This window comes from Candidatus Poriferisocius sp. (assembly GCF_965208475.1).
Classification (GTDB): domain Bacteria; phylum Actinomycetota; class Acidimicrobiia; order Acidimicrobiales; family Bin134; genus Poriferisocius.
The window spans coordinates 980,496-992,432 of sequence record NZ_OZ242338.1; the positions used below are offsets into that span (position 1 = coordinate 980,496).

Annotated in this window: 13 protein-coding genes; all 13 read right to left on the minus strand. The window is 65.5% G+C overall.

Annotated features, from left to right (window positions below; genetic code table 11):
* Positions 1–29: 29 nt before the first annotated feature.
* Positions 30–794 carry a F0F1 ATP synthase subunit A gene (gene atpB, locus ACOGXA_RS04530; protein ID WP_419926093.1) on the minus strand — a complete coding sequence of 255 codons (765 nt, stop codon included), beginning with the start codon at positions 792–794 and terminating at the stop codon, positions 30–32.
* Positions 791–1,237, minus strand: a complete 447-nt coding sequence (locus ACOGXA_RS04535; protein WP_419926094.1) for an ATP synthase subunit I — start codon at positions 1,235–1,237, stop codon at positions 791–793. Before ACOGXA_RS04535 ends, atpB begins: the two co-directional genes overlap by 4 nt.
* Complete coding sequence (locus ACOGXA_RS04540; protein ID WP_419926095.1) at positions 1,230–1,520, minus strand: AtpZ/AtpI family protein; 291 nt, start codon at positions 1,518–1,520, stop codon at positions 1,230–1,232. The genes ACOGXA_RS04535 and ACOGXA_RS04540 overlap by 8 nt, the downstream gene beginning before the upstream one ends.
* 98 nt (positions 1,521–1,618) lie before the next feature.
* Positions 1,619–2,725, minus strand: a complete 1,107-nt coding sequence (locus ACOGXA_RS04545; protein WP_419926096.1) for a glycosyltransferase family 4 protein — start codon at positions 2,723–2,725, stop codon at positions 1,619–1,621.
* Positions 2,726–2,752: 27 nt separating this feature from the next.
* Positions 2,753–4,000, minus strand: coding sequence for a serine hydroxymethyltransferase (glyA, locus tag ACOGXA_RS04550; RefSeq protein WP_419927041.1), 1,248 nt, complete (start codon positions 3,998–4,000; stop codon positions 2,753–2,755).
* Positions 4,001–4,057: 57 nt separating this feature from the next.
* Entirely contained in the window at positions 4,058–4,516 is a 459-nt protein-coding gene (gene rpiB / locus ACOGXA_RS04555; RefSeq protein WP_419926097.1) for a ribose 5-phosphate isomerase B, read from the minus strand.
* A gap of 94 nt (positions 4,517–4,610) precedes the next feature.
* Positions 4,611–5,477, minus strand: a complete 867-nt coding sequence (locus ACOGXA_RS04560) for a molybdopterin-dependent oxidoreductase (protein WP_419926098.1) — start codon at positions 5,475–5,477, stop codon at positions 4,611–4,613.
* Positions 5,478–5,662: 185 nt separating this feature from the next.
* Positions 5,663–6,199 carry an L-threonylcarbamoyladenylate synthase gene (locus ACOGXA_RS04565; protein WP_419926099.1) on the minus strand — a complete coding sequence of 179 codons (537 nt, stop codon included), beginning with the start codon at positions 6,197–6,199 and terminating at the stop codon, positions 5,663–5,665.
* A gap of 36 nt (positions 6,200–6,235) precedes the next feature.
* Entirely contained in the window at positions 6,236–7,114 is an 879-nt protein-coding gene (prmC, locus tag ACOGXA_RS04570; protein ID WP_419926100.1) for a peptide chain release factor N(5)-glutamine methyltransferase, read from the minus strand.
* Positions 7,111–8,178: a peptide chain release factor 1 gene (prfA, locus tag ACOGXA_RS04575; protein WP_419926101.1), complete on the minus strand. Its 1,068-nt coding sequence runs from the start codon at positions 8,176–8,178 to the stop codon at positions 7,111–7,113. The genes prmC and prfA overlap by 4 nt, the downstream gene beginning before the upstream one ends.
* Before the next feature lie 69 nt (positions 8,179–8,247).
* Complete coding sequence (locus ACOGXA_RS04580; RefSeq protein ID WP_419926102.1) at positions 8,248–8,508, minus strand: type B 50S ribosomal protein L31; 261 nt, start codon at positions 8,506–8,508, stop codon at positions 8,248–8,250.
* Between the two features lie 13 nt (positions 8,509–8,521).
* Positions 8,522–10,435, minus strand: coding sequence for a transcription termination factor Rho (gene rho / locus ACOGXA_RS04585; RefSeq protein ID WP_419926103.1), 1,914 nt, complete (start codon positions 10,433–10,435; stop codon positions 8,522–8,524).
* Between the two features lie 275 nt (positions 10,436–10,710).
* A complete protein-coding gene (apgM, locus tag ACOGXA_RS04590) occupies positions 10,711–11,907 on the minus strand; it encodes a 2,3-bisphosphoglycerate-independent phosphoglycerate mutase (RefSeq protein WP_419926104.1) in 1,197 nt (398 codons plus the stop codon).
* Between the last annotated feature and the right edge of the window lie 30 nt (positions 11,908–11,937).

An 11,937-nucleotide genomic window follows, 5' to 3' on the forward strand; every position in this document is an offset into this window, starting at 1 on the left:
GAAATAAGTGCAAGCAAGGTACGTGTCTCCTAGTGCTCGGGGTGTAGGGATCCGCCGATGTACACGGCGGTGAGAATGGTGAAGATAAAGGCCTGAAGGGCCGAGACGAAGATCTCGAAGGCGGTGAGCAGGATCAGCGCGGCAAACGGCAGCACTGCGGGCACATACAGGGTTCCCCACAAAGCGGCCGACAGCACCGCGAAGGTCACCAGCAGCAAGTGGCCGGCCACCATGTTGGCCCAGAGCCGGATGGCCAGTGACAGCGGGCGGATCAACAGGATCTGGAGCAGCTCGATGGGCGCCACCAAGATGTACAGCGCCTTGGGCACCCCCGGCGGGAACAGCGCTCCCTTGAAATAGTGGTAGAAACCCTGAGCCCGGATACCGACGACGTGGTAGATGACCCACACCACCAGCGCCAGAGCCAGCGGAATGGCCATCTTCGAGTTGGCCGGGAACTGGATGAACGGGACGACCTCGAAGATGTTGCTGAAGAAGACGAAGAAGAACAGCGTGGTCAAAAAGGGCAGATACCGGCGGCCGTCGGGGCCGATGGTCTGCATGATGATGCTGTTCTCAACGAACTCGATCCCCGCTTCGGCCACCGTCTGCGCTCCGGTGGGCACCAGCGCCCGCCGTCGTCCCGCAGCCCAGAACAACCCGGCGGTAAGCAACGTCGCGACGATGTAGATAAGCCCTGTCTTGTTGAGGGCCACCGGCGTGTCGGTGAACAAGAAGTCGGGCCATACGAACAGGTGCGAGACCGGGGGAAAATCCAGGGCAAACACGTTCACTGAGTGGCTCCTTGCGGCTTCAAGCCGGGATAGGCGAGGGACATGGAGACGTATCGGATCTCCCAAACCAGTGGAACAATATGGGCCGCGACCAGCGTGATGGCAAACGGCAGCACCTCGAACCAGCCGGTATTCCGAACCAGGAAGTAGGCCCCGGTGATAATTCCCAGGCGGATGAAGTAGCCGCCCATCACCCCGGCCATGAGCATGGTGGGCGAAATCCGCGTCGACCAGGTGATGAGCGAGGCGGCCAACCAGAAGTTGACCATGATCAGCCCGAAGATATAGCCGCTCGACCACAGGCCATCGAATCCCCACACCCCGGCGCACACTCCCACCAGCACCGGGCCGCCGATCAACCCCCGGCGAACTATGTCCTGGGCCAAGGCCCGCTCTGGGGCCTCCTCGCCTATTGCCGGAGTCTGAGCGGTCTGCTCAGCCATCGGCGGACTCCGGCTGAGACTCGGCCCGTCGACTGGGCAGATCGCGGTCGTAGGCCTCCATGCGCTCGCTATAGGCCCTCATGGCCTTCCACGAGGTGTAGGAAGCAGTTAACAGGCACAAGACCAGCGTGAAAATCGGCTGGGTGCCGAGGGCACGGTCGATGAGCCAGCCGAAGAAGGCGAACACCGCTGGCGTGGCCACCAACTCAAAGGCGATGGAAAGGGCATCTCCCGCGCTCTGGCGGTTGTGAAACTGGCGATTCTGCGTCATTGCAGTTGGCACGGGTTGGACCCCTATGGCGAATGGATTGGCCTCGCCGAAATGGTTTCGCGAACCACGCTGCGGGGCCAAATCATCAGCCTGGCTGCCCGAAAAGCCGATCAGGGGGTGCGGCGGCGCAGGATGGGGTGGAAGACGGTGTAGAGCAGCAACACCAGCGCCGCGGCGACCGGGACAATGATCACCTCTCCCTCCCCGGTGTAGGTGGGGTACAGCACCAGCGTGGACATAAGGGCGGTAAACAGCCATAGGATCAGCACACTGCGGCGGTGGCCGTGGCCCAGGCTCATCAGGCGATGGTGCAGGTGCTCTTTGTCGGGGGCGGTGATGCTGGTGCGGGCCCGGGTGCGGCGCAGCACCGCCCACAGCACGTCCACCACCGGCACGGCCAGGATGATCAGCGGTATGAGCATGGGGGCGAACAGGAAATAGGTCTGGCCGGCAAACGGCTCGCTGCTGCGCCCCCCCACCGAAACCGTGGAAGCGGCCAAGAGCGTGCCCAGGAAATACGCCCCACCGTCGCCCATGAAGATGCGGGCCCGATGGAAGTTCTGGGGCAGAAAGCCCACCGCCACCCCGCTGGCCACGATGGCCACCAGCGGCCCGATGTTGTTGGGCAAGAGCACCTCTTCGTCGGTGAGCTTGATGGAGTACACGAAGAACGTGAGCCCGGCGATGGCCACGATGCCCGCAGCCAGCCCGTCGAGGCCGTCGATCAGGTTGATGGCGTTGGCGATGGCCACCAGCCACAGCACCGTGACCACGAAGGCCAAGTCTTGGGAAAGAATCAGCGCATCCAACACCGGCAGCCTCAGGTTCAGCACCGTCACTCCGGCAAACGACAGGATGCTGCCGGCCAGCACCATCGACGCCACTTTGGCCGGGGCCGACATCTCCCTCACGTCGTCATAGGTGCCGAACGCGATCATCACCAGCCCAGCGATCACGATGCCCACGGCCTCTGATGGGGTGGCGAACACCACGTCGAAATCGCTCAGCAGCCAGGCTGTGCCCATGGCCGACAGAAAGCCGAGGAACATGGCCACGCCGCCAAGCACCGCGGTGGATCGCTCGTGGACCCGACGGGCATCGGGCTCCACCATGAAACCCAAGCGCTCGCTGATCCCGCGGAACACCGGGGTGGCCACCAGCGTGACCCCCGCGGCTACGACGAAGACAATGACGTAGCTGTCAAAACCGGGGGCCATGGCGTTGGCAGCCGCCCTTTTCGGCGCCTATCCGGCCAGTGAATAGGGGGTGAACCGCCGGCAGAGGTCGGCAACATCGGATCGGACGTCGGCCACTGTGCCCTCGTCGTCGCGCTGGCGCAGGGTCCGGCCGATCATGGCCGCGATGAGGCCCATCTCCGCTGGGCCCATGCCCTGTGTGGTGGTGGCCGGCGTGCCGATCCGCACGCCGCTGGTCACGAACGGGGAGCGGGGGTCGTCGGGCACGGTGTTCTTGTTGAGGGTGATGCCCGCCCGGTCGAGCACCTCTTGGGCCACCTTGCCGGTTAGCTCCTCGTCGAAGGCCCGCAGATCCACCAGTAGAAGGTGGTTGTCGCTGCCCCCCGATACCAGGCGGAATCCCTCTTCGGCCAGACCCTTCACCAGTGCCCCGCTGTTGCGCACGATGCGGGCTGCGTAGTCGGCGAACTCGGGGCTGGCCGCCTCGCTGAAGGCCACCGCCTTGGCTGCGATCACATGCTCCAGGGGCCCGCCTTGGAGCCCGGGGAACAGGGCTTTGTCGATGGCCGGAGCCAGATCTTGCGTACACAGGATGGCCCCACCCCGGGGGCCGCGCAGCGTTTTGTGGGTGGTGAAGGTGACGATGTCTGAATGGGGCACTGGATTGGGGTGGGCGCCGCCGGCGATGAGCCCTGCGATGTGGGCCGCGTCGAACATGAACAGGGCACCCACTTCGTCGGCGATTGAGCGGAACGGGGCCGGATCGATGATGCGGGGATAGGCGGTGGCGCCGGCCACGATGAGCTTGGGCCGGTGCTCGATGGCCAGATCCCGCACTTGGTCGTAGTCGATGCGCTCATCGCTAGGGGTGACTCCGTAGGCCACAAACCGGTAGGTGCGACCGCTGATGTTCACCGGGGAGCCGTGGGTGAGGTGGCCACCGTGGTCCAGGCTCATGCCCAGCACGGTGTCGCCTGCCTCCAGCACGGCCAGGTACGCCGCCACGTTGGCGTTGGCCCCCGAATGGGGCTGCACATTGGCGTGGTCGGCCCCGAACAGGGCGGTGGCCCGCTCTCGGGCGATGGACTCCACCTCGTCGATCACCATGTTGCCGCCGTAGTAGCGACGTCCGGGATACCCCTCGCTGTACTTGTTGGTGAGCACCGACCCGGTAGCGCTCAGCACCGCGGGTGAGGTGAAGTTCTCCGAAGCGATGAGCTGCACGGTGGTGTTCTGGCGCTCCTCCTCCCGGCGGACCATGTCGAACACCGGGTCGCCGCTGCTGTCTGGCCACATCACTGCGCTACCTCTTCCTTGGGCTACTGGGCGTGGATTCGCTGCTGTCTGGCCACATCAAAGTGCTACCCCTCTTGTGGGCAACAGGGCGTCGATCTTGGCTACCCGCGCAACGTGGCGGCCCTGCTCGAAGGAGGCCCCAAGAAATGCGTCCAGGGCCTCCCGGGCCGCTTCCGGGCCGATCAGCCTCTCTCCCAGACAGATCACGTTGGCGTCGTTGTGCTCGCGGGTCAGCCGGGCTGAGGTCACATCGTGAGCGGTGCCCGCACGCACGCCGGGCACCTTGTTGGCCGCCATGGCGATGCCTATGCCGGTGCCGCAGACGCACAGGCCCAGCTCGACCTCGCCGGCGGCCACCTTGCGGGCTACTGCCTCGCCGTAGTCGGGATAGTCCACCCGGTCGGTGCCGTGGGTGCCGCAGTCCAACACCTCGTGTCCCGTGTCCCGCAAGTGGGCCACCAGCACATCTTTCAACTGCACGCCAGCGTGGTCGGCTCCGGCGGCGATTCGAGCCATGGGCCTCAATCTACCCAGCCCGCGGTCTGATTGATGACTCTTTGCCGCGATCTTCCTGCCCCATCGTTCTGCCCTTGTTCTTGCCTGATGCCGCTCAGGTGAATGAGATCGGCGATTGCAACCACCAAGGCCAGTCGCTGGTCCTTACCTCGGTCACCCACTTCACCCACCAGAGCCCCCTCCGACCGGGGGCCACCAGCCGGACCGGGGCGCCGTGGCCCCGCGACAGGGGTTTTCCGCCCAGCTTGTGGGCCAACATCATCTTGTCGGCGTCGCCGAGGGGGAAGCGGCGGGTGTACCCGGTAGCCGAGCGCACCTCCAGGCTGCGGCCAGCGGCCCCCGGACCGAGAAGGTCGGACAGCATGACGCCGGTCCAGTCCTGCGTGCTGTACCACCCGTTGGTGCAGTCCAGCGTTGCCTCCCTGGTAGTGGTGTGGGCAGCAAGCTCCTCATAGTCCACATCTCGCTCAACCGATCCCCGCAGGCGGAGCACCCAGTCGGCCGGGTCGATGCGAGGGGGCGAGTCGTTGAACCATTGCACCACCGGCATCTCCCCAGGCTGGCCCGAGCCCACTTCATGCGAGCCGGTGAAGCGCCGGTCGGCTGCGGCCCATCGGTCGAAGACCGAGTGAAGCCCGAAGGCGATCCCGGCCACTCCCAGCGCTTGCAGCCATGTGCGCCGGGAGAGGTCCACCGGGCGGACCCGTTGAGGACGGGTCACGACGTGCAGCATCGCCAGGGGCGCGGCGCCGATGGCGAACACGACGTGCAGGCCGATAGGCGACCACAAGCCGAACGGGGCCCAAACATTCAGCGTGTGGATCAACCCGGTGATCAGCGCGCCGGTGACCATCGCGGCCAGCGCAACGGAGGCCAAGCGGTTGGGACGGCGGCGACTGAGGCCGCGTTGCACAACCGGCGACTTGGGACGGGCCAAAACCAGAACGACGAATCCAAGCACGCCATGGAGGGTCACGAGCCACGCGGAGGCGGAGCTCCCGAGCAAGAATGAGGCCCCACCGGTTACCAAGATCAATGTCAGCGTTATCAGCAGTGCCAAGTTGGTTTTGCGACCTGATGCATTGGACCTGCGGTCTCGCGGATTGGTCTTGCGACCTCGGGAAGCGGGGCTTCCGGGCCGGTTCATTAGACGATCCCATTCACGTCAACGGCCCCCTGGCGAAGGATGGAGAGCCCAGTTTCGGTGACCTCTACGACGGTAGAGGGCGGGGATTGGAGCCTGCCGCCGTCGATCACCAGTTGCACGGTAGGAAATGCGGCGGCGGCCTCGGTTGCGGTATGGGGGGTGGGGTGGCCGCTCAGGTTGGCGCTGGTGGTGGCGATCGGGCCGACCGCGGAGGCCAAAGCCTGTACCAGCGGGTGGTCGGGGCAGCGCACCCCCCAGCCGTCTTGGACGATGGTGAGCGCTCCCGGCCAGCACTCATCCATGAGCCGACTGGTGGCGGGAAGCGGATCGAAAAGGCTCTCGGCGTCGGCCGGGCGGGCCACAAGGATGGCCACGGCTTTGTGGGAAGGGCGCTGTTTGAGCTCGAACAGCAGGTCGACATTCTCCGGCAGGGCAGCCAGCCCGTACACCGTGTCGGTGGGGATTATCACGGCCCGGCCCGCCCTCAACTCGGCTGTGGCCATCTCCACCAACTCGGCCGGGCTGCCCGCGCTCATCGGGTTCCGCCCGCGCTCATCGGGTTCCGCCCGCGCTCATCGGTTCCGGCATTGCAGCACCCGGTTTCTGCCGGCCAAATCAGCGTGGACTGCCTCTACGGCCAGCCCGCCGGCGCCCGCGATGGCCGCGGCCCCGTCCATCTGATCGGGCGACAATTCCAACAGCACTGCTCCCCCGGGACTCAGCCATCTGCCGGCGTCGGCCAGAATGTGGCGGGCGCCGTCGAGACCGTCGGGTCCGCCCCGCAGTGCCAGTGCGGGCTCCCAATCGGCCACGTCGGCAGGAAGCGCCTCATCGTCTCGAATGTATGGCGGGTTGCTCACCACCACATCTACCGACCCAACCAAAGACTCGGGCAAAGCCTCGTACCATGATCCTTGGAAAGCCGACACCCGTACCGCGGCCCGTCCCAGTCCGGCCAGGTTGGCGCGGGCCACGGCCAGCGCGTCGGGCGATGCGTCGGTCAGCACCACTTGTGCAGTGTCGCACTCCACAGCCACCGCCAGGCCCACAGCCCCGCTGCCCGTGCCGAGGTCCACCACCACGCCGCCGGGCGGGTCGCGGCGGGCGAGGTCGGCGATGGCCAATCCGGCTAACGTCTCCGTCTCGGGACGGGGAATGAGCACCGCGGGGCTGACCATTAGATCCAAGCCTCGAAACCCCCAGCGGCCAAGCACATACTGCAACGGCTCCCCCGCCATTCGGCGGGCCAGCATCGAGTCGAGATAGGCCATCTGCGGTTGGGTTGGCGCCTTGGTCAGCCCTGCGTAGTACTCGCCACCCTCGTACCCCGAGGCCTGCTCTGTCATTCGGCGGGCCTGCGCCTCGGCATCGGCCACACCAGCCTGGCCCAGGCGCCGGGTGGCGTCGGCCACCACATCGCCCCAGACAACATGCTGGGCCGCCAAGCTCACGACCCGGCCAGGTTTTCCTGGCGTTCGGCCTCGGCTAGGGCGGCCACCACCTGGTCCATGTCACCAGCCAGGATGCGATCCAGCTTGTACAGGGTGAGGCCGATGCGATGGTCGGAGACCCGGTTCTCCTTGAAGTTGTAGGTGCGAATCTTCTCTGACCGGCCCCCGCCTCCCACTTGGCCCCGGCGCCGCTCCGACAACTCGTCTTGGCGGCGCTGCTGCTCAGCTTGGAGCAGCCGGGCCCGCAGCACGGCCATGGCCTTGTTGCGGTTCTGGAGCTGGCTCTTCTCATCCTGCATGGACACCACCATCCCGGTGGGCTTGTGGGTGATGCGTACTGCGGAGTCGGTGGTGTTCACCGACTGCCCCCCCGGCCCCGATGATCGGTAGACGTCGACCTGGAGGTCTTTCTCATCGATTTGGACCTCCACTTCCTCGGCTTCGGGCAGCACCGCCACGGTGGCCGATGATGTGTGTACCCGGCCCTGCGATTCGGTGACCGGCACCCGCTGCACCCGGTGGGGGCCGCCTTCGAACTTCATCTTGCGCCACACCTCCTCGCCCCGAAGCATGAACACCACATCGGTGTATCCCCCCATGTCGGAGTTCTGGGCGCTCATCATCTCCACTTCCCAGCGGTTCTGCCCGGCGAAGGCCTGGTACATGTCGAACAGGTCGCGGGCGAATAGGTTGGCCTCCTCACCCCCCTCGGCCCCCTTGATCTCCACTATCACGTTCTTGCCGTCGTTGGGATCTTTCGGGGCCATCAGTTCAGCTAGCTCGGCCGTTAGCCCGTCAGAGGCGGCGGCCGCCTCTTCGATCTCGGCTTCCAGGAGTTCCCGCTCGTCGGCATCGGCCTCGGCCAGCATCTCGTTAGCCGCCTCTATGTCTTCCCGATGACCCCGCAGCTCTCGAATGCGGGCAGCCTTGGCCTCCAGTTCCTTGTAGCGCCGAGCCACGGCGGCATAGCCGTCTCGATCGGCCAGCAGCTCCGGGTCGGCTAGCTGCTTCTCGAGCGCGTTGAACTCCGCCTCAATCTCCTCGTAGGCAGAGTTTCGGTCCATGCCTTCAAGCTACCCTCAGGCAGGCTTGGGGAGGGTACAGAAAAGGGAGGGCAGCGCGCGGACTCGGCCCTATTTGGACGAGCGCTTGCGGTGGCCGTAGCGGCGCTCGAAGCGCTCCACCCGTCCAGCGGTGTCCACGATGGTCATCTGGCCGGTGAAAAACGGGTGGCTGGCGCTGGAGATCCCCACTTTGGCCAATGGGTACTCGTTGCCGTCCTCCCATACCACAGTCTCGGAGGTATCGATGGTGGAGCGGGTCAGAAAGGACGTGCCCGCGGAGGTGTCCTGGAACACCACCAAGCGGTACTCGGGATGGATATCGGGCTTCATGGGTCTCCTAGCCTCACACCCCGGCGGGGCCCTTCGCTACTTCCTCGAGGAATGCGGCATTGTTCGGGAAGGTCCGCAGGCGATCCATCAACAGCTCCAAGCCCGCTGCCCCACCCCCGTTTCCGTCGCTGGACAGGCCGTTGAGCACCCGGCGCAGCTTCCACACCTGCTGAAGCTGGCGGCGCTCGAACAGCAACTCCTCGTGGCGGGTGGATGAGGCGTCCACGTTGATGGCCGGATAGATGCGTCGCTCGGCGATATGCCGGTCGAGGCGCAGCTCCATGTTTCCGGTTCCCTTGAACTCCTCGAAGATCACCTCGTCCATACGGGATCCGGTTTCCACCAGCGCGGTGGCCAGAATGGTGAGCGAGCCGCCCTCCTCCACATTGCGGGCCGCGCCGAAGAACTTCTTGGGCGGGTAAAGGGCGCCAGTGTCGATACCGCCCGACATGATGCGCCCGGTGGCCGGAGCGGCCAGGTTGTAGGCCCTCGACAACCGGGTGATGCCGTCAAGCATGATCACCACGTCCTCGCCTCGCTCCACCATGCGCTTGGCCCGCTCGATGGTCATCTCCGCCACATGGGTGTGCTCATCGGCCGGACGGTCGAAAGTGGACGCCGCCACTTCGCCCCGCAGCAGCCAGCGCCGCATGTCGGTGACCTCTTCAGGCCGCTCGTCCACCAACAGCACCAGCAGGTGTACTTCGGGGTTGTTGAGCTCGATAGAACGAACGATCTCTTTCAAGATGGTGGTCTTGCCCGCTTTGGGGGGCGACACGATCAGGCCGCGCTGGCCCTTGCCGATGGGCGACAAGAGGTCGATGATGCGACAAGTCATGTTGGCCGGGTCGTCGACGCGTTCCAGCCGCAGATTCTCATCGGGGAACAGCGGGGTCAGGTCTTCGAATTCAGGGCGCTGCTTGACCGATTCGGGCGGTTGTCCGTTGACGCTGTCGATGTGCAGGATGGCCGGGTTCTTCTCGTTGCGGGTGGCCGGCCGGCAGCCGCCGGTGACGTAGTCGCCCTTGCGCAATCCGAATTGGCGGACCTGCTTGACCGACACGTAGGCATCTTCCTTGCTGGGCTGGAAGCCCTTGATCCGCAGGAAGCCGTAACCGTCATCCCTGAGATCCAGATAGCCCGAGATGGCTATGGGATCGCCCTCCCAAGGCTCATCGGACCGCTCGCGCTCGTTGCGGCCCCGCCGCCGCCGGCGGCGGTTGCCGGCCTCGGGTTGGTCTTCCTGGTGCCGGGGCCGGTCTTGGCGCTCTCCGCGGCCTTGGCCGTCTCGGCTCTGGCGCTCTCGGTCTTGGCGCTCTCCGCGGCCTTGGCCGTCTCGGCTCTGGCGCTCTCGGTCTTGGCGCTCTCCGCGGCCTTGGCCGTCTCGGTCTTGGCGTTCCCCGCGGCCTTGGCCGTCTCGGCTCTGGCGCTCTCGGTCTTGGCGTTCCCCGCGGCCTTGGCCGTCTCGGCTCTGGCGCTCTCGGTCTTGGCGTTCCCCGCGGCCTTGGCGATCTCCGCGGTCCTCATCGGTGTGGCCGCGGTCGGCCTTCTTCTCAGGGGCAGTGTCCTCGGCCGATTCCTCTTGGCGGGCTTGTCCTTCATCGGAGCTTGAGGAGTCGGCTTCTTCGGCGCGGCGCGCTTCAACCAGATCAGCCTTGCCCTCGGTCTCATCGCTCGGCTCTGCACCGCCGCCGTCTTCGGCGCTAGCCGCCTGGGCGGGGGCGGCCCCGTTGCCATTCGGGTCGGGTGCGGCTTGGCCATCGCCGTCGGCACCGATGCCGGCAAGCTCGAGGATCAAGTCCACGATGTCTGCTTTACGGGCCTTGGCGTCTGGCCGCCCGCCCATGGCCCTAGCAATGATCTGAAGCTGCGCCCGATCTTTGCGTTGAAGTTTGGACTGAGATAGCTCAGTGGTCTCTACGCTCACACTGCTCCCTTGAAGTGCCGCAACTCATGGGCACTCGTTTCTCTTTTGAGATGCCACACCTGTGATGGCACTTCGTTTTGATAGGCACACCGACCGCGAATTCGGAGGGCATGATTCGAGCAGCCGTTAACCACCGGGACGCTGACAAGCAAATGCCGAAATCGACCGAGCGGTCAGAAGGCTTCCCGTAGGACCGCAAGCAATACCGCAGTCCTAACGCCGGGAATGATAGCCCAAGCCTCGACCGCTGGCAACATTCCCGCCATTTTGGTCAGTCAGGTCTCAGCCAGCAGGTTTGCCATCAAGTGGTGGCCAGGCACTACCTCAGCCGAGGCTGCTCCCTGTTCGGTGTAGACGCCGCCGGGGCCGTTGACCCGCGAGTCCACCAGCAAGTAGGGAACTGGATCGCCGGTGTGGCCCCGCAATGTCAGTGGCGTGGCATGGTCGGGCAGCAGCAGCAACCGCCACGGACCAGTCTGGTCGAGGCCGTCTATCAGGCTGGCCAGTATGCGCCGATCCCAATTCTCCAGACACCTCACTTTCTCCGCCACGTTGCCCTCGTGTCCGGCCTCGTCGCTGGCCTCCACATGGATCACATACAAGTCGGCCCCGGAGGCCAGCCCGGCCAGGGCCGCATCCCGCTTGCCCTCGTAGTTGGTGTCGTACCACGCGGTGGCCCCGGGGACGTCGGCCACCGTCATTCCGGTGAGCGCCCCGATCCCCCGCACCAAGTCCACCGCGCTGACCAGTCCGGCCTCCACGCCGTGCATTTCCCGAAATGAGGGCATCTTCGGCTGGAAACCCTGCCCCCACAGCCATATCCGGTTGGCCTTGAGCCCGAACTCGGACACCACTGATCGAGAAGCCTCCTCCAGGGCGGCCAGCTTGGGGCCAGCCGGGCCTCGGGGGCCCACCACCATCTGATCGGAGAGATCGTGGGGCGGCGTACAATCGGCGTCGGCCCAATCGGCGGGGGCGATCATGGTGTGGCGGTACTGAACGCCAGCGTGGAAGCTGACCTCGCCGCCCAACTCGGCATCCAAAGCGGCAATCACCTCGCCAGCCTGCTCCGAGTCGGGATGTCCGCCGGAGAAGTCGGCCATGATCCCGTCGTCGGTCACGGTAACCAGATTGCATCGGTAGGCAACCTGATCGGGAGTGAGGTCGAGACCTAGGGCTGCGGCCTCTATGGGTGAGCGCCCCGTGTGGTAGCGGGTGGGGTCATAGCCGAATATAGACATGTTCCCCACATCGCTGCCTGCCGGCATCCCCGGAGGAATTACCTGGGCCAGCCCAACCTGTCCTCGGCTGGCCAGCGCATCCAAAACCGGGGTGTGGGCGGCTTCCAACGGGGTGGCCCCGCCTAGTTCGGGTACCGGCAAATCAGCACACCCATCAGGGATGCACACCACGTACTTCACGAAAAACGACTCTCTCGCTTCAACCGACAGCGCCGGAGGCGGGACAAGCACACCACGTTCTTCACGACGCCCGATTCTGCC